The 18127-nt window shown below is 57.5% G+C and carries 17 protein-coding genes and 1 pseudogene; 10 read left to right on the top strand and 8 right to left on the bottom strand.

Translation table 11 applies throughout. From position 1 onward, the window contains the following. The first annotated feature begins 34 nt into the window (after positions 1-34). From ACR0AA_RS00750 to ACR0AA_RS00725, 6 genes are all read left to right on the top strand, one after another. Positions 35-1126: an extracellular solute-binding protein gene (locus ACR0AA_RS00750; protein ID WP_480660980.1), complete on the top strand. Its 1092-nt coding sequence runs from the start codon at positions 35-37 to the stop codon at positions 1124-1126. Positions 1127-1219: 93 nt separating this feature from the next. Continuing rightward, positions 1220-2380, top strand: coding sequence for an ABC transporter ATP-binding protein (locus tag ACR0AA_RS00745; RefSeq protein ID WP_480660982.1), 1161 nt, complete (start codon positions 1220-1222; stop codon positions 2378-2380). Positions 2381-2390: 10 nt separating this feature from the next. Next, a complete protein-coding gene (locus ACR0AA_RS00740; protein WP_480660983.1) occupies positions 2391-3287 on the top strand; it encodes an ABC transporter permease subunit in 897 nt (298 codons plus the stop codon). Then, positions 3284-4105 carry an ABC transporter permease gene (locus tag ACR0AA_RS00735; RefSeq protein WP_480660985.1) on the top strand — a complete coding sequence of 274 codons (822 nt, stop codon included), beginning with the start codon at positions 3284-3286 and terminating at the stop codon, positions 4103-4105. Before ACR0AA_RS00740 ends, ACR0AA_RS00735 begins: the two co-directional genes overlap by 4 nt. Before the next feature lie 29 nt (positions 4106-4134). Continuing rightward, positions 4135-5562 (top strand): aldehyde dehydrogenase family protein, encoded by a 1428-nt coding sequence (locus ACR0AA_RS00730; RefSeq protein WP_480755261.1) that lies wholly within the window; start codon positions 4135-4137, stop codon positions 5560-5562. Positions 5563-5590: 28 nt separating this feature from the next. Then, complete coding sequence (locus ACR0AA_RS00725; protein WP_480660989.1) at positions 5591-6943, top strand: NAD(P)/FAD-dependent oxidoreductase; 1353 nt, start codon at positions 5591-5593, stop codon at positions 6941-6943. A 96-nt stretch (positions 6944-7039) separates the two neighbouring features. Here ACR0AA_RS00725 and ACR0AA_RS00720 read toward each other — a convergent pair. The 7 genes and pseudogenes from ACR0AA_RS00720 to ACR0AA_RS00690 form a co-directional block, all read right to left on the bottom strand. Continuing rightward, a pseudogene (locus tag ACR0AA_RS00720) lies at positions 7040-7542 on the bottom strand (IS5 family transposase); the annotation flags it as partial. 1127 nt (positions 7543-8669) lie between these two features. Next, positions 8670-9494, bottom strand: a complete 825-nt coding sequence (locus ACR0AA_RS00715) for an energy transducer TonB (RefSeq protein ID WP_480660991.1) — start codon at positions 9492-9494, stop codon at positions 8670-8672. Beyond that, a complete protein-coding gene (locus ACR0AA_RS00710) occupies positions 9491-9886 on the bottom strand; it encodes an ExbD/TolR family protein (protein ID WP_480660993.1) in 396 nt (131 codons plus the stop codon). Before ACR0AA_RS00710 ends, ACR0AA_RS00715 begins: the two co-directional genes overlap by 4 nt. Then, on the bottom strand, positions 9883-10254 hold the full coding sequence (locus ACR0AA_RS00705; protein ID WP_480660995.1) for a biopolymer transporter ExbD: 372 nt from the start codon (positions 10252-10254) through the stop codon (positions 9883-9885). The genes ACR0AA_RS00710 and ACR0AA_RS00705 overlap by 4 nt, the downstream gene beginning before the upstream one ends. Then, on the bottom strand, positions 10244-10912 hold the full coding sequence (locus tag ACR0AA_RS00700; RefSeq protein WP_480660996.1) for a MotA/TolQ/ExbB proton channel family protein: 669 nt from the start codon (positions 10910-10912) through the stop codon (positions 10244-10246). Before ACR0AA_RS00700 ends, ACR0AA_RS00705 begins: the two co-directional genes overlap by 11 nt. 4 nt (positions 10913-10916) lie before the next feature. Continuing rightward, positions 10917-11363, bottom strand: a complete 447-nt coding sequence (locus ACR0AA_RS00695) for a hypothetical protein (protein WP_480660998.1) — start codon at positions 11361-11363, stop codon at positions 10917-10919. Positions 11364-11383: 20 nt separating this feature from the next. Next, positions 11384-13414, bottom strand: a complete 2031-nt coding sequence (locus ACR0AA_RS00690; protein ID WP_480755260.1) for a TonB-dependent receptor domain-containing protein — start codon at positions 13412-13414, stop codon at positions 11384-11386. Between the two features lie 233 nt (positions 13415-13647). Between ACR0AA_RS00690 and ACR0AA_RS00685 the strand changes: the two genes are divergently transcribed. Genes ACR0AA_RS00685 through ACR0AA_RS00670 form a run of 4 tightly spaced genes read left to right on the top strand, consistent with a single transcriptional unit; the run spans position 13648 to position 17446 of the window. Next, positions 13648-14703: a hemin-degrading factor gene (locus ACR0AA_RS00685; protein WP_480661002.1), complete on the top strand. Its 1056-nt coding sequence runs from the start codon at positions 13648-13650 to the stop codon at positions 14701-14703. Next, on the top strand, positions 14703-15581 hold the full coding sequence (locus ACR0AA_RS00680; RefSeq protein ID WP_480661004.1) for a heme/hemin ABC transporter substrate-binding protein: 879 nt from the start codon (positions 14703-14705) through the stop codon (positions 15579-15581). Before ACR0AA_RS00685 ends, ACR0AA_RS00680 begins: the two co-directional genes overlap by 1 nt. Next, positions 15578-16654, top strand: coding sequence for a FecCD family ABC transporter permease (locus tag ACR0AA_RS00675; RefSeq protein ID WP_480755259.1), 1077 nt, complete (start codon positions 15578-15580; stop codon positions 16652-16654). The genes ACR0AA_RS00680 and ACR0AA_RS00675 overlap by 4 nt, the downstream gene beginning before the upstream one ends. A 3-nt stretch (positions 16655-16657) precedes the next feature. Next, entirely contained in the window at positions 16658-17446 is a 789-nt protein-coding gene (locus tag ACR0AA_RS00670; RefSeq protein ID WP_480755258.1) for a heme ABC transporter ATP-binding protein, read from the top strand. A gap of 52 nt (positions 17447-17498) precedes the next feature. Here ACR0AA_RS00670 and ACR0AA_RS00665 read toward each other — a convergent pair whose 3' ends face one another. Beyond that, entirely contained in the window at positions 17499-18101 is a 603-nt protein-coding gene (locus ACR0AA_RS00665) for a TetR/AcrR family transcriptional regulator (protein ID WP_480661209.1), read from the bottom strand. Positions 18102-18127: the final 26 nt, after the last annotated feature.

Raw genomic sequence — 18127 nt, 5'->3', positions numbered from 1 at the left:
GCAAGAAAACGCAACCCCATCACGGGAGGAAACCATGAATACCAAGCTGACAACCAGCCTTATGGTAGGAGCCGCCACTATCTGGGGCATCGCTGCTGCGGCAGAGGGCGAACTGGTGATCTATAACTGGAGCGACTATCTCGACCCTGCGATCATCGAAGCTTTTGAAGCGGAAACCGGAATCGACGTCACTTATGACACCTATGATTCAAACGCGATGCTGGAAACCAAAGTGCTCGCAGGAAGCTCAGGTTATGACATCATTGTGCCCTCCTCCACCGGCACTGCGCGGCTGATTTCGGCCGGCGTGCTTCAGAAGATCGACAAATCCAAGATTCCGAACCTGGAACATGTCTGGCCCAAAATCGCCGGACTGATCGAAACCTTCGATCCTGGCAACGAATATCTGGTGCCCTACAACTGGTGGACCTTCGGCATCGCGTATAACACCGGCAAGCTGACCGAGCGCCTGGGCGAAGACCATCCCAAATCCTGGGACTTGCTGTTTGATCCTGAGATTTCCGGCAAACTGACAGATTGCAGCGTGATGATCGCTGATTCCCCAATCGATGTGATTGGTGCGGCGTTGATCGATATGGGCTATGACCCGAATACCAGCGACAAGGACCAGATTGCGGCGGCCGGAGCGCATATCGGCGCAATCCGTGGCAATATCGCCCAGATTTCGACCGATGGCATGATAGGAGCGCTGTCGGATGGCGACGCCTGCCTCGGCTTGACCTGGAGCGGTGATGCCTACTGGGCTGCGGACGGCGCTAAAGAGGCCAGCAATGGCGTCAATCTGGAATACATCATCCCGGAAGAAGGCACGCTGCTGGATTTTGATGGCCTTGCCATTTTGGCCGATGCCAAAAACGTGGACGAGGCCCACGCCTTCCTGAACTACCTGATGCAGCCCTCGGTGTCGGCCCAGAATGCCAACTTCATCCGCTACGGCAGCGCCAACTTCACCGCCCAGGCTGAGATAGACCCGGAGCTGACCAGCAATCCCGCCGTCTATCCGACCGAAGAGACGATGGAGATGCTGACTACTCCTGTGTTGCAGGACCGAAAGACCGAGCGACTTTACACCCGCACATGGTCGAAAGTCCGTACCGGCGAGTGACCTGACGCGCGGCTTTCGGGCCGCGCATCCTTAGCTCTGCCGCAGCACCCGCCCGGTCCGCGGCAGAGACCAGCGACAGAGGAACCTGCAGCAATGAACCTCTTTGATCCGGCCCATGCCGCCCACGCCGAACCTGCCAGTCCGCAGGAACAGCCCCGGACACCATTGATCCGCTTCGAGAATGTGACCAAGACCTTTGGCGGCTTCACCGCAATCTCGGATCTGAACCTGGACATTCAGGAACGCGAGTTCTTTTCGCTCCTCGGCCCCTCCGGCTGCGGCAAGACCACGATGATGCGTTTGCTGGCGGGTTTCGAAGACGCAACTTCGGGCCGCATTCTGCTGGATGGGCAGGATCTTACAGGTATCCCGGCAAACCGGCGACCGATCAATATGATGTTCCAGTCCTACGCGTTGTTTCCACATATGTCGGTGGCCAAGAACATCGGCTTCGGTCTCAAGCAGGAACGCTGGAAGAAGCGCGACATTCAGGACCGTGTGGACGAGATGCTTGCGCTGGTACAGCTCGAAGGGTTTGAAGACCGCAAGCCACACCAATTGTCTGGCGGACAGATGCAGCGGGTGGCGTTGGCGCGCTCTTTGGCCAAGAAACCCAAAGTGCTGCTGTTGGACGAGCCGCTGGGCGCGCTCGACAAAAAGCTGCGCGAGGAAACACAGTTTCAACTGATGGACGTTCAGGACCGGCTGGGCCTTACCTTCATAATCGTCACTCATGATCAGGAAGAGGCAATGACCGTTTCCTCTCGTATCGCTGTGATGAAGGCAGGCAAGCTCTTGCAGACCGACACGCCCGCGCGGATATATGAACACCCTGCATCCAGCTATGTTGCTGACTTCATTGGTAATGTGAACCTGTTGGATATCGAGCTGTCGGGCATGGAGGGAGAACTGGCGATAGCCCGTTGGGACGGCGGCACCCAACTGGTATTCCGCCCACAGCCCGGTGATGTTCTGACGCCCGGTGCTCGCAAGATCTTGGTGCTGCGCCCCGAGAAAATCCACCTCACCAAGGACCAACCGGCAGCAGCGCACAACGTGAACATGGTCGAGGGTACAGTCGAAGAAATTTCCTATACCGGCAGCGCCTCAACCTTTCTGGTTCGGCTTGACGGAGGCCTTCTGATCCGTGCGCAGGAAGCCAACCGGTTGCTGACCTCACGGCGCGAGATCGACTGGAACGATAGGGTCTGGCTCAGCTGGCGCGCAGGTGCCTGCGTGCTGGTCGACGCGTGAGGGCAGGATCATGATTACATCACGACGCCTGCTTATCCTCGTGCCCTACCTGTGGTTGACGCTTTTTTTCCTGGTGCCCTTCCTGATCGTCATCAAGATTTCCCTGTCGGATTCCGTCACCGCCAGCCCGCCCTATGCCCCCACCTTCAGCCTGGATGAGGGGCTTGCCGGACTGCGCGCATCCTTCGCGGAACTTGATTTCGAGAATTTCCTCTGGCTGGCCGAGGACGGCATCTACCTCAAGGCCTACCTCAACAGCGTCAAGGTCGCCGCTATCGCAACCCTCCTCGCCCTGCTGATCGGCTACCCGGTTGCCTATGCCATGGCCAAGGCTCCGCAGGAATGGCGCAAGACGCTCCTGCTACTGGTAATCCTGCCGTTCTGGACCAGCTTCCTGATCCGCATCTACGCTTGGATCGGCATTCTCAAGAACGAGGGGTTCCTGAACCTCACCCTGATGAAGCTCGGCCTCATCGACCAGCCGCTGGCCATCATCCACACCGAAATCGCGGTCTATATCGGCATCGTCTATTCCTACCTGCCGTTCATGATCCTGCCGCTATACGCCTCACTGGAGCGGATCGACGGCCGCCTGCTGGAAGCGGCCGAAGACCTCGGCTGCAGTGCATTTGCAGCCTTTCGCCAGATCACTTTGCCGCTATCGCTGCCGGGGGTGATCGCAGGTTGTTTTCTGGTCTTCATTCCCGCAATCGGCGAATTCGTGATTCCTGACCTTCTGGGCGGATCCGGCACACTGATGATCGGCAAGACCCTGTGGCTCGAGTTCTTCTCCAACCGCGACTGGGGCGTCGCTGCGGCCGTGGCCATCGTGCTGCTTACTATCCTGATAGTGCCGATCGTACTGTTTCAACGCCATCAGCAGAAACATCAGGAGGAATTGGGATGATCCGCCGCTTCAACTTGTTCAACCTGACATCGCTGACCTTAGGCTTTGCCTTCCTCTATTTGCCGCTGCTGCTGGTGGTGGTCTATTCCTTCAACGACTCGCGCCTCGTCACAGTCTGGGGCGGCTTCAGCACCAAATGGTATGGTATCGTGCTGAACAATGAGGCTTACCTTGAGGCCGCCTGGATAACTATCCGCATCGCCTTCGTCTCCGCGACTCTTGCCACGGTTCTGGGTACGCTCAGCGCTATCGTCATGGTCCGCATGGGTCGCTTTCCAGGGCGCACGCTGTTCTCCGGCATGATCTTTGCTCCTCTGGTAATGCCCGAAGTGGTGACCGGCCTGTCGCTTCTGTTGCTGTTTGTTGCCATTGGTCTCGACCGTGGGTTTTGGACCATCACCGTCGCTCATGCGACCTTTTCCATGTGCTATGCCTCGGTGGTGGTCACCTCCCGGCTGTCAAGTTTTGACAGGTCGCTGGAGGATGCGGCCCTCGACCTGGGTTGCACTCCGTTTTCCGCCTTCCGTCAGGTGACCCTGCCGGTAATCGCGCCTGCAGTGATCTCGGCCTGGCTATTGTCATTCACTCTGTCACTCGATGATCTGGTGATCGCTACCTTTACCTCAGGACCCGGCTCCACCACTTTGCCGATGAAGCTCTATTCCTCCGTCCGGCTTGGTGTCTCGCCCGAGATCAATGCTCTTTCGACCATGCTGATAGGCGTCGTCGCCACCGGTGTCATCGCCGCGTCGCTCATCAACCGCCGACAAGAACGTCGCCAGAAACAGGAAACCCGCGCAGCAATGGCCGCCGCGTGACCTTCCCTCCAACCAGATCGGAAACGACAATGCAGTACAACATGTCCCAGTTCTATATCGGCGGCAACTGGACCACACCCTGCGGCAACAGCACTGTTGATGTGGTCAACCCTGCCACCGAACAGTCTCTCGGCCATCTCGCACTTGGCAAGGAAGCCGACGTCGATGCCGCAGTTGCTGCAGCCAAGGCTGCGCTGCCCGCCTTTGCCGCCACCAGTCGGGAGAATCGAATCGCGCTCCTTGAAAGAGTGCTGGAGGTCTACACCGCCCGCGTTGATGATTTTGCACAGGCCATCTCATTGGAGATGGGTGCCCCGATCTCCATGTCGCGTGAGATGCAGGCCCAGGTGGGCATCGACCACCTGGAGGCCATCATCGCGGATCTGAAGGCGCTTGATTTCGAGGAACCCCTGCCCAACGGCGACACGCTTGTGCGGATGCCGGTAGGCGTTTGCGGGCTGATTACCCCCTGGAACTGGCCAATCAACCAGATCGTGCTGAAAGTCGCGCCTGCACTGGCGGCGGGCTGCACCATGGTGCTGAAGCCCTCGGAACTGACACCGCTTTCCGCGGTTCTTTATGCTGAAGTACTGCATGAGGCTGGTGTACCTGCGGGTGTATTCAACCTAGTTCACGGCGAAGGCCCGGTGGTTGGTGCTGCGCTGTCACGCCACCCGGATGTCGCCATGATGTCCTTCACCGGGTCGACCCGCGGCGGTGTCGCGGTGACTCGGGACGCAGCGGAAACGGTCAAGAAGGTGGCACTGGAACTAGGTGGCAAATCCCCGAATCTGATCTTTGCCGATTGCGATCTGGAAACTGCTGTCACCGAGGGTATCGAAGCCTGTTTCATCAATACTGGTCAGAGTTGCGATGCCGCCACCCGGATGTTGGTAGAGCAAACCGTCTATGACCGCGCAGTGGAACTGGCGCAGGCGAAATGCGAGCAAATGACCGTCGGCAACCCCGCTGAACCGGGCGATCACATGGGGCCGCTGTCTAGCGCGCAGCAATACGCCCGCGTGCAGGAGATGATGGAGGCCGGTATTGCCGAAGGCGCGCGGCTGGTCGCTGGCGGACCTGGCAAGCCTGAAGGATTTGAGACTGGCTACTATGCCCGTCCCACCATTTTTGCCGATGTAAACAATGCAATGCGCATCGCACAGGAGGAAATCTTCGGTCCGGTTCTGGTAATGATCCCCTTCGACAACGAGGCGGAAGCTATCGCCATTGCCAATGACTCGCCTTACGGCCTTTCTGCCTATGTGCAAACCGGCGACAGTGACCGCGCGGCTCGCGTCGCACGCGCCCTGCACTCGGGTATGGTCAATGTGAACGGTGCCTTCCTTGGCGCGGGCTCTCCTTTCGGTGGGATCAAGAGGTCGGGAGTCGGGCGAGAGGGCGGCCGTGAAGGTATTCTCGAATATCTTGAAACCAAGGTGATCGCAGCGCTCTGAAGGGGCGCCGCCGGAACGGACCAACGCCATGCCAAATCTCCACCGCATCTACGACGCCCACGCCTATGACACCGAGACACCGATTGGCAGCTATTGGGAGGCTACTATGCCTGCCACGCCTGCCTTTCCGGCGCTGGACGGGGATCGGCGCGCGGGCGTGGCCATTATCGGTGCTGGCTACACCGGTCTCAGCACGGCTCTGCATCTCGCCCGCGACTACGGCGAGGCGCCGCTTGTAATCGAGGCCGCCCAGCCCGGCTGGGGGGCATCTGGGCGTAATGCCGGATTCTGCGGCTTCGGCGGCGCCAAACTGGGAGATAGCGCGATCATCCGCCGCTTCGGCGAGGATGACCTGCGCGCTTTCTACAGCGCCCAGAAGGAGGCCGTCGCCCTGGTCCGAGATCTCACCTCCAGCGGTGGCATTGAGGCAGAGGCCCAGGTTGACGGAGAATACTGCCTGGCCCACAACGCCTCAGCCGCCCGTGCACTACCAGAGGTGGCGAAGGGTCTGCGCCGCTATGCCGGGGTTGATTGCCAGATTCTGTCAGCACAGGAGATGCAACAGGAAGGCTTGCACGGCGACGGTTTCCACGGTGGTTTTCTGCTGCCCCAGGGCTTCGGCTTGAACCCAGGTAAGTATGCTGCTGGTCTGGCCCGTCTGGCACAGCAGGCCGGCGCTGTGATTCACGGCAGCAGCCCTGCGCTTTCGGTGCAGGAAGAGCCGGGCGGCACTTACATCATAGAAACGCCTGCCGGCCGGATTCAGGCTGATCGTCTCATCGTCGCCAGCAACGGCTACAGCAGCGACAACCTTCCGGACTGGCTGCGGGGGCGCTATTTGCCGGTGGTGTCACATATCATGGTCACGCGGCCATTGACCGAACTGGAAAAACAGACCCAGGGGTGGACCACCCGGCGCATCGCCTACGACACCCGTAACCTGCTGCACTACTTTCGTCTGCTGCCGGACGACCGTGTGCTGTTTGGAATGCGTGGCACCAGCAATATCACATCTGCCTCAATGCAGCGGATGCGGCGTCAGATCCGCCGCGAATTCGAGGCGATGTTCCCGGCGCTGACCAATGCGGAAACTGAGTTTCACTGGAGCGGTCTGGTCTGCCTCACCCGAGGCCTTATCCCTTTTGTCGGGCAGATTGGAAACTGGCGTCGCGCCTGGTCGGGGTTTGGCTATCACGGCGGCGGTGTTGCAATGGCGACCTATACCGGGCGGCTGCTGGCAGGAATTGCAGCTGGTAAGCCCTACAAATCACCCTTGCCTCACTTCATACAAACACAACCGGCAACATTCCCTCTCCCGAGCTTTCGCCGCCACGGTTTGTCGCTTGCATACATGTATTACGGTGTCAGAGATCTGATTTAGGGGTCCCAGTTCCTAAATGACAAATAGCTTTGTCTCTTGAAAGAAATGTTAATAATTATTAGCCATTTAGCTCCTGGTCCATTCCAAGTGGTAAAGTCATGTTGACAAATTGCGGAGCCGGTGTCGTATCGGTGTTACATTGATGAATCCCGAGAAGCTCTCCATCGTCTTATCGTAACGCGTTGCGATGCGGCGGGCATTCTTGAGCTCGTTGAAGCAGCGTTCGACGAGGTTGCATAGACGGTAGAGCGATCGGTCCAGAGCGATGTGCTCCCTTCGGGACTTCCGCATCGGTATTTGGGGCTGCAAGTCTCGGACCTCCATTTTCGCCCTGCCGCTGTCGACACCGTAGCCGCAATCCGCAAGTAATACTCGCGGGCCGGGCAAATTGTCGACCATAACCAGATCAAAACCGCGATAATCGGATGTCTGGCCGGGCGAGTTCTCTGTCCTCATTGGCAGATCGTGTGCATTGACGAGAAGTTGGACCTTGGTCGTAAAGCCACCTCTTGAACGCCCGAAACCCCGTCTCGGTGTCCCCCTTTTGTAACCGCTGCCTGATGATGGACGCGGATCACAGTACTATCGATCATTTGCAGAGCGTTCAGAACCGCCCATTTTGATCGTACCCGTTACCGCCACAAGAACAAAAGGGATGCTGATCGACTGTCTAATGCTATAACACCATGACTGGCTGACCTGAGGCGGGTTCCTATTGAAAACCATGAGAAATGTTGGCGAGATTGTGCAGCACAGTTGCTTCTTCGGGATTTCGGTATGAACCCCGCAGAAATAACTTGCGTTGCAAAAAGTGGAGAAGATGGATCCATTGGCAAGACAGGTTTGGCTTCGTCGATTAGACCTCGTCTTCGAACTTCAATGCGATCCGGTGACACATCGCATTTTGCGACGAAGCAGTCGTTTGCCCAGCACGCTGAAATTCTGCACAACTAACCGAGTAAAGCGCAGCTTCATGATCAAGCCGGGACAGTTGCTACGTATGTGCTACATGCCGAAATCACCCCTAAACAGTCTATTAAATTCAGAATCCTACAATCAGTCGCACAAATCCATCATGGGTGCACCTGACAGCCTCGCGGCCTTTGTTTTTAAGGACTTATCCGTCATTTAGGCTATCTTTGTTGGCTCGTATGATGATCTGATCGGATCTTGTTTTGCTGGGTTTTCCGTATTTTGAGCTTTTAGCTTACTCACTGGAACGCGGCATTCCACAAACGTTTATCCGCAGTATGCCAAATCAAAGAATGGGAAGTAATGTGCGCTACCGTGGATCGCAAGGGCAAATCTGGCATCACGCATCGGACACAGGTCAGCCAAAAATACTATGGCTGGGTCGCCTTCTCCAAATTCAACAACGTTTTCAAAAAGAACCGCGGCCCTGACTTGGATTAGGCAAATTGAGAAAGCGATTGAATCCGGGAATCTTGTTAATGGTCAGGCCCGCACCAATGTCCTGAAACTGATCGAGCAATTGATCGCTACGGCGCGTATTAAATCGGCAAGGCCAAGGCCTAACCTGAAAACTATAATACGCTTTGCCGCGGCAGATCTCTAAGTCTCGTTCATTCGGCCCGCAGATCTTTAGGAAGATACTATTTGGACCCCTGAGCGCGGACACAAGTCTGGACCGGAAACCGGCCTTCTCAGAAACAACACTTCTGAAGTCGCGATTGAATTGGAGTGACATTGACTCAGAAAGACCCCGTCACTTGCCGACGATCTCGATCGTGTAATCACGCCTCGCCGCAGCTGGTGGTGGCTGAAACGGAGCAGCAGCGCGCACTTGGGCAAGGGCCACTTGATCCAGTCGCTCAGACCCCGAGCTGCGTGTGATGCTGACACTAAGCAAGTCACCATTGTCGCCGATCCGAAAGCTCACCAGAGCCGCGCCCCGGATATTGACGCTCTTGCGCTTTACACGCGTGATTTTTCGCTTCACATGCCCCGCGTAGTTACTGGCCTCGGCGTTACCCTGCACCGCCGATTTTGACTTGGTTTCTTTCGCTGTCGCAGCACCTTTGCTCGTTTTTCCGGATGCGCTGCCCTTTTGGGCCGACTTTTCCGAGTTGCCCTGCTTCGATGCAATCTGATTGACCTTCTGCTCCACCGGTTCAGGTGGCGTTACCTCCTCCGGCTGCGAAGCGGCGGCTTTCGTGGGCTGTAGCTCTGGGGCCTTTGCTGTCTCCGGCTCCACTGGCTTTTGCGGGTTGATCACCGCGACCGCCGCCGCGCTGTTCGGAGCCGCGGGACGGGTCGTCTGCGGAACGCTCGCCTCGGCTTGGGATATCGGCGTGACCGAGGGTTGCTGTTGAGCGGGCGTCACTGATTTTTGGCGCATGGCCGAAGGTGCAGAGGCGGTGGCCCCAGTGACGTAGTCTTTGAATGAATCTCCCAAGGCGGTGACCTCACCCGAGCCGCCTCCTTCTATGTGCACTGTTTCACCTGCGGAAAAGTCATGCAACGCGAGGACGTGCGTTGCTGCGGCCAATGCCAAAGCGGTTATGGCGGCGCCACGTGATCGGGGTATCATTGCAAACCCCTTTCGGTGACCACATAGACCTTCTTTGCGCCCAGCTTGCGCAGCGTATCGCTGACCTCTTTCAACTTGACCGCAGGCAAGGCACGGTCAGGCACGACGCGAACGTCGTCCAGCGGCAGATCGATGGATGCGCGTTCGACATACGCTTCGGCACCCGTGAGTTCCGCGCCACGGTATTCCAGCGTGCCATCGCTGCGAATGACCAAAGCATCCGGCGGCTCGCGCCCCTCCAGATCGCCGGTTTCCACAAGCTTCACCGATTTGCTGAGCGGCGGCGCGAGTGTGCCCGCGATCATGAAGAAGATTAGCATCAGAAATACAACATTGATCAACGCGATCGTCGGCTCTCGGCCCTGTTTTGCCTTGGGTTTCAGCTGAATCATCCGATCACCTGCGCGCGCAACTGATCAATACCCTTCAGGACTGTAAGAAGGTCGATCAACTGCTGAGAGGTTGCGTCCTGGCCGAGGCTGATCAGCGCTGTCTGGGGCTTGCTATCAGCAAGCCTTTCGCCAACATCTTCGAAGGATACCAGCGTTCCATCGACGAGAATTCGATTGGCCTCGAGTTTGACAAACCGGATGGCCCGATCCGTTTCCGGTCCTCCGGCAGCGGCGGTGGCGAATTCAATCTCGCCAAACTTCGAGAAAGTCGACGTCAGCATGAAAAACAGAAGCAACAAAAAGATGACGTCAATCAGGGACGTCATCGACAGGCGACTGCGCCGCTTCTTGCGAACGTCAAGTGCCATGGGCAAAGACTGATTGCGCGGGCTCTCCAGCCGCGACTTCGTTATCCGCATGCCCCGGCGCAAAGACCGTCCGCAATGCGCGGTTGGCAAAGGTGCGTTCACGGTTCATGCGGGCTTCGAACCACGTCAAAACCATCGACGTCGGCATTGCGACGGCCAGCCCGGCCGCCGTTGTCAGCAGTGCCACCCATATACCACCAGCCAACAATGAGGGGTCCACTGAGTTGCCTGCGCCCTGAAGAGTTTGAAACGCCTCAATCATTCCGAGGACAGTTCCGAAAAGACCCAAAAGCGGTGCAAGCTGAGCCACCATGTCCAACACGTTGAACCCCTGCTCAAGCTGCGCGAAACGTGCTTCGGCTTCGGCATCGACACGCTCGGACAATGTGCGATCATCACCGGACAACGCCATCGCAATCACCGAGGCCAGATAGCTGCGGCTTTTGTTGAGATGCGCACGGGTGCCCGCGTGATCCTGACGATCCCACGCTTGAATCGCCCGCGAAAGCTCGATGTGACGACCAACCCCCGCCGCCCTGAATTGCCAAAGCTTGTATAAAACCAACGAGAGTGTTGCGATGGACGTCAGGATCAGGATGGCCACAACCGGCCCGCCCAGCGCCAGAATATCCATCAGCTTTTGAAGTATCGCATTCATGACTTTAGCCAATCACCTCGGTTTCTAGACGGCTTTTGAGTTCGAGCCCGCTCAGGCAGGCATCCGCCATACCGCCTTGGGTTTCACACTCTTGCACTCCGTTAATCAGAATTCGGCTGATCTCGTTGCAGGCCATGTCGTTGAATTGGAACTGACGCACTCGGGGGCGTCCGGCGGGCAGTTCCGCAAAATCCAGCAAGGTCAGTAATGCCACCTGACCTTCGGATCCAAAAAGGACGGTTTCGTAAACGGCACTGTCGATATCGGTGTCATAGGAGTTTTTGGCCACGAAACTCAGCAGGCAGTTTCGCCCCCTCGCCTCTGCCGAGCTCAGCTCGATGGAAATACCGCCGGGCTTGCTGGTTTCCTCTGCACTGACAAACCCTGCCCCCATTATTGGGAGCAGGGCCAGCAGGACCACTCGAGCATTTCTCTTGGTTCTTGTTTGCATGACTGGTCCTTTCGTGTGGATCAGAATGTTTTCGCCAAAGTCAGCTTGAAGTTCCGGCCCGGTGAGTTGCGGGTCGAAAGGTTCGGCAGGTAGTTCTTGTCAAAGATATTCTCGATGCCGGCGCGGACTTCGAAGCCCTCGAACACGCCCTCTTGCGGCAGATAGGTCGCCCGCAGAGTGTTCACGCCATAGCCTGCAACCGGATCGCCGCTGGAATTGGTGCCGGATTTGGCGCCGAACAACTCCCAGCTGACATCCAGTGTCTCGCCGAAGCGTTTGCCAACCGTCACGCGGGCCGAGTCTGTCGGCTCGTTGCGCCACGGGGATTCCACTCCGGTCGAGCTTGTCTCGGTTCCGTCGACAATGTTGGCGTTGAAATCGACGTAGTATCCAGCCGCGTTGGCATAGGATGCCTCGATTTCCACGCCTTTGGTTTCAACTTCGGACAGCGGCGTCGAAGGGCGGCCCGAGCCGTACGACGTAATGTCCCACAGGTCTGTCTTGTAGAAGTTGACCTTGGCACGAACAACGTCGCCCTCGGCAAAGATATCACCACGGTTGTACGAGAAACCTGCTTCCCAAGTGCGCGACTTCTCAGGCTGCGTCATATACGCTGGCGTACCCAGATCGTCGATAATCGGCAGGTTTTCGGTGTATGCACCGCTACCGAAAACGGCAAAGCCGCTTGCGAACTCGTATCGTGCAGACAGGCCCCCCATCAACGCGTTGTTGTCATAGCTCGCATTGCGCGGGGCCGGCGCATCTCTGTCACCTTCGATGTCCTGCGTTTCATAACGGATGGCCGGAGTAATGGTCAGCTGATCGCCAATCTGGATATCGTCCACTGCGAACAAGGCGACACGGCGGTCTGTTCCACCCGGGGCCGACGGCGCGTCCAGACGCTCACGATTGATGAACTCGATCCCGGCGCGCAGGTCGTGCGACGCGATGCCTGTCTGGAAGTAGGACGTGTTCTTGATCGTTAGCTTGGTTGTTTCATAGTTATGGGTCGCATCGGCCAGTGCACGAATGCTTGGGAAGAAAGGTGTTCCCTCCAGGCTGGACGATCCCGGCACATACGAGCTGTCGATCTTCTGTTCCGAGTAGCTGAGGTTCACGTCCAGATCGATCAGGTCGTTGCCAGCCGGACGGTATTGATAGCGTAGAATGCCAATTTTGGTTTCGATGTCGCGGTCTACGTTACCGAATGAATCCGATGTCGTTCCGAACGAGTCATATGGCACATCTCGCTCTTCCGAGGTGGATTGGTTGTAGGACGCGGTGATCGAGTGTTCGAGGTTGTCCCCAAAGCTGTACTTCCCCTTGGCCAAAAGAGACGGCAGCGTGAAAGCACTGTTGCCGATGGTGTCGCCGTTTCCGTCCTCCTGATCGTCCTGGTCCCGATAGGTGTAGTTGAACAGGAACTCGGTCTGCCGGTTTGGCTGCCAGGCCAGGATCGACGAGGACGCAAAGCCGTTTCCGTTGGAGTATCCTTCCAGCGTTTGGCGGAACCGGAAGCCCGGCTCACCACCGGTGAAGTCCGACGCGTCCTTGGTTTCCAACTGAACCACGCCGCCTACGACACCCGAGCCGTATTCGAACGAACCCACGGTACCGCGGATAACCGAAACGCTTTTGTATAGCTGCGGGTCGGTAAACAACTGGTTACCGATCCGATACAGTTCTTCCGCGCCGGTTGTCGCCCCATCGACAAGGATCAGCACTTTCTGGTCGGTGCCGAAAGTACCGTTGGCCCCGAATCCGCGGATGTTGATCCCCGAACCCTGCGGCGTCGAGCCGTTGACCAGTGTCACACCGGGCACCGTGTCGATCAGCTCTGCAACCGTGTTGGCCTGACGATCGTTGATTTCTTCCTGATCAATGCTCGTTATCGGTACGGCGGTATCCGTCTGGATTTCCCGTTTGCTTTCGCCCAGTTCCAGCGTGCCCAGGAAGCCTTCATCCTGTTCCTGCGCCGAAGCACCAGCCGCGATCATGCTCAGGCACGACACCGTACCCAGCAACCCCATCTTTTGAATCCGCGAACGCATTTCTGTCCCTTCGAAACATTTAAGAGGACCGGAAATGCTTGCTCCGTGCTGGCTTGGTCAGTCTTTTTTGATTTTTGGAATCGCCGGTTTGGCGACTTGTGTTCGCTAATAAAGCTGACTAAAATAGTCAACATAAATTCTTAGTCGTTCGCACGACATCCGCCAGCAGGTCACCGCGCTCACCGATGACCATGCCAGCACCTCAATCATGACACTCGAAGATGGAAAAACCCATGACGGAACAGGTGCTTATGGCCCCGGATCAAATTCGCGCAGCCTATGCTGAAAACCCCGGAAAACGTGACCGCGACTTGGCGGAATCGCTTGGTATCACCGAAGGGCAACTTGTTGCCGCAAACACAGGGATTGATGTGACAAGGTTGTCGGCAAAGCTTGATGACATCTTTCCAAAGCTGAACGGGCTGGGCGAGGTCATGGCGCTGACGCGCAACCCGTCCTGTGTCATCGAAAAGGTCGGGCAGTACGATAATTTCCATTCTGGCGCTCATGCTTCGATGGTGCTGACCGAAGACATCGACTTGCGCATGTTCCCCAGCCATTGGGTCCATGCATTTGCGATCGAACGTGAAACACAGAACGGAACCAAACGGTCGCTTCAGATTTTTGATGCTGCCGGGGATGCAGTTCACAAGATCTTTCTGCGCGAGGGGTCTGACCTGAACCACTGGAACGAACTCGTCAGCGCGTTGGCTTCGGAAGACCAATCGCAGACGTTGACTGTTGAGCCGCGCAAGCCGATCGAAGCCGCCAAAGTAAACTCGGAAAAAGTCGACATCCTGCGCTCGGAATGGGCCAAGATGACGGACACACATCAGTTTCTGCGCCTGACGTCAAAGTTGAAAATGAACCGCTTGGGGGCTTACCGAGTTGCGGGCGAACCGCTGGCTCGTGAGCTTTCGACTGACACGGTTTCACAGATATTCGAACAAGTTCGGGATCAGGGGCTTGAGGTCATGGTCTTCGTCGGAAACCGGGGTTGCATCGAAATTCATGGTGGCCCGGTTGAGACGCTTAAACAGATGGGACCTTGGTTCAATGTGCTTGATCCGCGTTTCAACCTGCACCTGCGCTCGGACCACATCGCCGAAGTCTGGGCGGTTTCCAAGCCTACGCAACGCGGTCCTGCGGTCTCTGTCGAGGCTTTCGATGCCGAAGGCGGCCTTATCCTACAGGTCTTTGGCCGTCGCTCGGGCGAGAAGGATCACCGTCCGGCCTGGGATGAACTGGTAGCAAAGCTGCAATCCAAAAAAGAAGCCGAGGTGGCATAATGAATACCGTTACACGCGTTGCCTCAGCCCTTGCCGTTCTCGCCGCAGGCGTTTTCGGCACTCAGGCCATGTCGGCAAATGAGGCAGAGCCCAACCGCATAATCGCAATCGGCAGTTCCGTGACCGAGATCGTTTACGCACTGGGCCAGCAAGACCGGCTTGTCGGCCGCGATCAGACGTCGACATACCCGAACGAGGTGCTTGAGTTGCCCGACGTCGGTTACATGCGCGCCCTGTCCCCCGAAGGTGTCTTGTCGGTCCAGCCGGATTTGATCGTCGCACTGGAAGGAGCCGGACCGCCTGAAGCTGTCGAAGTACTCAAGGAGGCGGGTGTGGCGTATGTCACGATCAGCGACACCTACTCACGAGATGGAGTCGTGGAAAAGATCCGGGCCGTCGGGTCCGCGCTTGGAGTGGACGAAGCAGCGGAAGAACTGGCCGCGCAGACCGGCACACGTATTGACGGTGCGAATTCGGACGCCGTTGACGCAGCGCTGGATGGATCGGTTCGGGTCTTGTTCGTCCTGTCAGCGCAAGACAATCGGATTCTGGTTGGTGGTGCGGACACTCAGGCGGACAGCATCATCCGGTTGGCGGGTGGCGTGAACGCGGCAGGCAGCGTGTCCGGATTTAAACCGATGACACCCGAAGCGATCGCCTCGACCGCACCAGACGTGATCCTGATGATGGATCGTCAGGGCAATCACATCACCGGCAACGAAGAACTGTTTGCCCTGCCTGCAATTCAGCTGACACCGGCTGGCCGGAACAAGCGTCTGATCCGCATGCAAGGGGCGTACCTTCTTGGATTTGGTCCTCGCACAGCCGATGCGATTGCGGATCTATCCGCGGAACTGCAGAAAATAAGTGACTCATGACTCTGGCAGTGGATCACGATGGGCTGAATGTGGCCCCGCGTGACCGTCGGGTGACGGCGCGCCGGGTCACATTGGCCCTGTTTTTTCTTCTTATCGTCACCAGCGTGGTTAGCATCTCGGTCGGCGCATCGAATGCATCGCTCGGCGCTGCGTTGAGTGATCTGATCGCCGGACGAGAAATCTCGGACCTCGACCGGATCGTTCTTTGGGACATCCGCCTGCCCCGGCTGGCCATGGGAGTTCTTGTAGGGGCCGCGCTTGCGGTTTCCGGTGTCGTCATGCAGGGGCTATTCCGCAACCCGCTCGCTGACCCCGGCATAGTAGGTGTCAGCGCTGGTGCCGGTCTTGGAGCGATTTCCGCGATCATTCTGGGGTCCTATTTGCCCGCGTCTGTTCTGGCGTGGACAGGAAACAGCCTGGTGGCAATCGCCGCGTTTCTGGGTGGATGGGCGTCCGTCCTGTTGCTGTATCGCGTTTCAACGCGCCGAGGGCAGACATCCGTTGCAACCATGCTGCTGGCCGGGATCGCTCTGGGTGCGTTGTCAGGAGCGGTATCAGGTGTTCTGGTCTACATGGCCGATGACCAGCAACTGCGCGACCTGACCTTCTGGGGCATGGGGTCGTTGGCGGGTGCGACGTGGACCAAGGCGGCATCGGCTGCGCCAATCATCCTGATCTCGGTCTTTGTCGCACAATTCCTCGCTCGCACCCTGAACGGTATGGCCATGGGTGAAGCTGTGGCGCACCATATGGGTATCCCGGTTCAGCGCAGCAAGAACATCGCCATTCTGGCCGTCGCCGGCGCAACCGGTGCGGCCGTCGCGGTGTCTGGCGGAATTGGTTTCATCGGCATCGTCGTACCGCACCTGCTGCGTTTGGCGGCAGGACCGGATCACCATCGCCTACTGATGAACTCTGCCTTGCTGGGGGCCAGCCTGTTGCTGGGCGCCGACGTGATCAGCCGACTGGTCGTTGCCCCGGCAGAGTTACCAATCGGAATCGTAACCGCAATTCTTGGCGCGCCAGTCTTCCTGTGGATTCTGCTGCGGCGCCACGGAACAATGGGAATGTAAGTGATGAAGGGCGAGAACATACGGGTCAGTCTGGGACGAAAGGAAATCCTGCATGGCGTTGACTTTGCGGCTGAGCCCGGGAAAGTGACGGCAATTATCGGTCCGAACGGCTCGGGAAAATCGACCCTGCTCAAAGCCTTATCCGGCGAAATTGAATCCTTGGGCAAAGTGTCCTTGAACGGGCGCGAAATTTCCGAACTTAAACCCTGGCAACTGGCCGCAATGCGGGGTGTTCTGCCGCAATCGTCAACGGTGGCCTTTCCCTTCAGCGTGCTGGAGATCGTCAAACTGGGGCTGGCAAATGGCTTGGCGGCCGGGGACGACACCCTGCCATCAAGGGCGTTGGCCCATGTCGATCTTGCCGGGTTCGAGCATCGGTCCTATCAGAACCTCTCCGGCGGCGAACAGCAACGGGTTCAGCTTGCCCGTGTTCTGACTCAGGTCTGGGACGCGAAGTACCACGACAAGCCCAGATGGCTTTTGCTGGACGAACCGGTTGCAAGCCTCGACATCGCGCATCAGTTTACTGTGCTAGGCGTTGCAAGAGATTTCGCGGCGCAGGGCGGCGGAGTTGTTGTGGTCATGCACGATCTGAACCTTACCGCGCTTTTTGCTGACGACGTATATGTCTTGTCGGAAGGCAATGTTTGGGGCTCGGGTACACCGACAACCATCCTGAACGACAAAACGATGGAGCAAGTCTATGGAATTGACCTGCCAATCAACACGCTGCCCATGGGCAAGGTGCCTTTCGTCCTGCCGCAGGCTGTGAAGCACGATCTGACGGCTTGAATAAAGTTGGCGGGGCGGGTGCGTTGCGATGCCCGCCTCGCACCGCCTGCAACTAAACGCCGTATCGGCTGAGGATCATGTCCACGCTATTTTCAATAGTCGCAGTCATCTCGGCTTCGTTCAGGACGCTGCCGGTGAAGATCATGGGCCAGAAAGCTTTGGCCTTGATCAGGCCGATGAACTCCTGTCCTGCGCTTTCAGGGTCGTCGATTCGTAGCTGACCGTCCGCCGCAGCATCTTTCAGCATCTGCACAAAGATCGCCGTTTTATCCAGCTTGCCCTGAGCCGCAGCCGCAAGAACCGGGTTGCGCAGGGTTTCGCTGATCACCATCCGTGCCATCGCCATCACTTCGGGCAGCATCAGAATGCGCCCCTCGGCCCAGGCCAGTTCGGTCAGTTGCTCGCGAATATCGCGGCCTTTTTCATACCGAATATCCAATACGCCTGCGAAGCGGTTTGCCAGTTCGATCACAATGGATCGAAACAGGTTTTCCTTGCTTTCGAAATACTTATACAGCGTCCGCTTGGAAACCTCCGCCTGCGCCGAGATGCGATCCATGCTGGCGGCGGCGAACCCCTTTTCCTGGAATTCAGCCACAGCCGCCTCAATGATCTGGGCATGTTTGGACGCATTCGGCGTTGTGCATTCGTTCATATCCAAAGCTATAGACCTATTGACAG

It is taken from the genome of Ruegeria sp. CE8 (genome assembly GCF_056537465.1).
The sequence above is the reverse complement of the archived record's forward strand: the minus strand, read 5'-3'. Positions and strand labels throughout refer to the sequence as shown.

What these genes read in the sequence shown, in the direction of transcription:
- ACR0AA_RS00750 (WP_480660980.1), top strand. Translation starts at nt 35, where the DNA reads ATGAATACCAAGCTGACAACCAGCCTTATGGTAGGAGCCGCCACTATC.
- ACR0AA_RS00745 (WP_480660982.1), top strand. Translation starts at nt 1,220, where the DNA reads ATGAACCTCTTTGATCCGGCCCATGCCGCCCACGCCGAACCTGCCAGT.
- ACR0AA_RS00740 (WP_480660983.1), top strand. Translation starts at nt 2,391, where the DNA reads ATGATTACATCACGACGCCTGCTTATCCTCGTGCCCTACCTGTGGTTG.
- ACR0AA_RS00735 (WP_480660985.1), top strand. Translation starts at nt 3,284, where the DNA reads ATGATCCGCCGCTTCAACTTGTTCAACCTGACATCGCTGACCTTAGGC.
- ACR0AA_RS00730 (WP_480755261.1), top strand. Translation starts at nt 4,135, where the DNA reads ATGCAGTACAACATGTCCCAGTTCTATATCGGCGGCAACTGGACCACA.
- ACR0AA_RS00725 (WP_480660989.1), top strand. Translation starts at nt 5,591, where the DNA reads ATGCCAAATCTCCACCGCATCTACGACGCCCACGCCTATGACACCGAG.
- ACR0AA_RS00715 (WP_480660991.1), bottom strand. Translation starts at nt 9,494, where the DNA reads ATGATACCCCGATCACGTGGCGCCGCCATAACCGCTTTGGCATTGGCC.
- ACR0AA_RS00710 (WP_480660993.1), bottom strand. Translation starts at nt 9,886, where the DNA reads ATGATTCAGCTGAAACCCAAGGCAAAACAGGGCCGAGAGCCGACGATC.
- ACR0AA_RS00705 (WP_480660995.1), bottom strand. Translation starts at nt 10,254, where the DNA reads ATGGCACTTGACGTTCGCAAGAAGCGGCGCAGTCGCCTGTCGATGACG.
- ACR0AA_RS00700 (WP_480660996.1), bottom strand. Translation starts at nt 10,912, where the DNA reads ATGAATGCGATACTTCAAAAGCTGATGGATATTCTGGCGCTGGGCGGG.
- ACR0AA_RS00695 (WP_480660998.1), bottom strand. Translation starts at nt 11,363, where the DNA reads ATGCAAACAAGAACCAAGAGAAATGCTCGAGTGGTCCTGCTGGCCCTG.
- ACR0AA_RS00690 (WP_480755260.1), bottom strand. Translation starts at nt 13,414, where the DNA reads ATGCGTTCGCGGATTCAAAAGATGGGGTTGCTGGGTACGGTGTCGTGC.
- ACR0AA_RS00685 (WP_480661002.1), top strand. Translation starts at nt 13,648, where the DNA reads ATGACGGAACAGGTGCTTATGGCCCCGGATCAAATTCGCGCAGCCTAT.
- ACR0AA_RS00680 (WP_480661004.1), top strand. Translation starts at nt 14,703, where the DNA reads ATGAATACCGTTACACGCGTTGCCTCAGCCCTTGCCGTTCTCGCCGCA.
- ACR0AA_RS00675 (WP_480755259.1), top strand. Translation starts at nt 15,578, where the DNA reads ATGACTCTGGCAGTGGATCACGATGGGCTGAATGTGGCCCCGCGTGAC.
- ACR0AA_RS00670 (WP_480755258.1), top strand. Translation starts at nt 16,658, where the DNA reads ATGAAGGGCGAGAACATACGGGTCAGTCTGGGACGAAAGGAAATCCTG.
- ACR0AA_RS00665 (WP_480661209.1), bottom strand. Translation starts at nt 18,101, where the DNA reads ATGAACGAATGCACAACGCCGAATGCGTCCAAACATGCCCAGATCATT.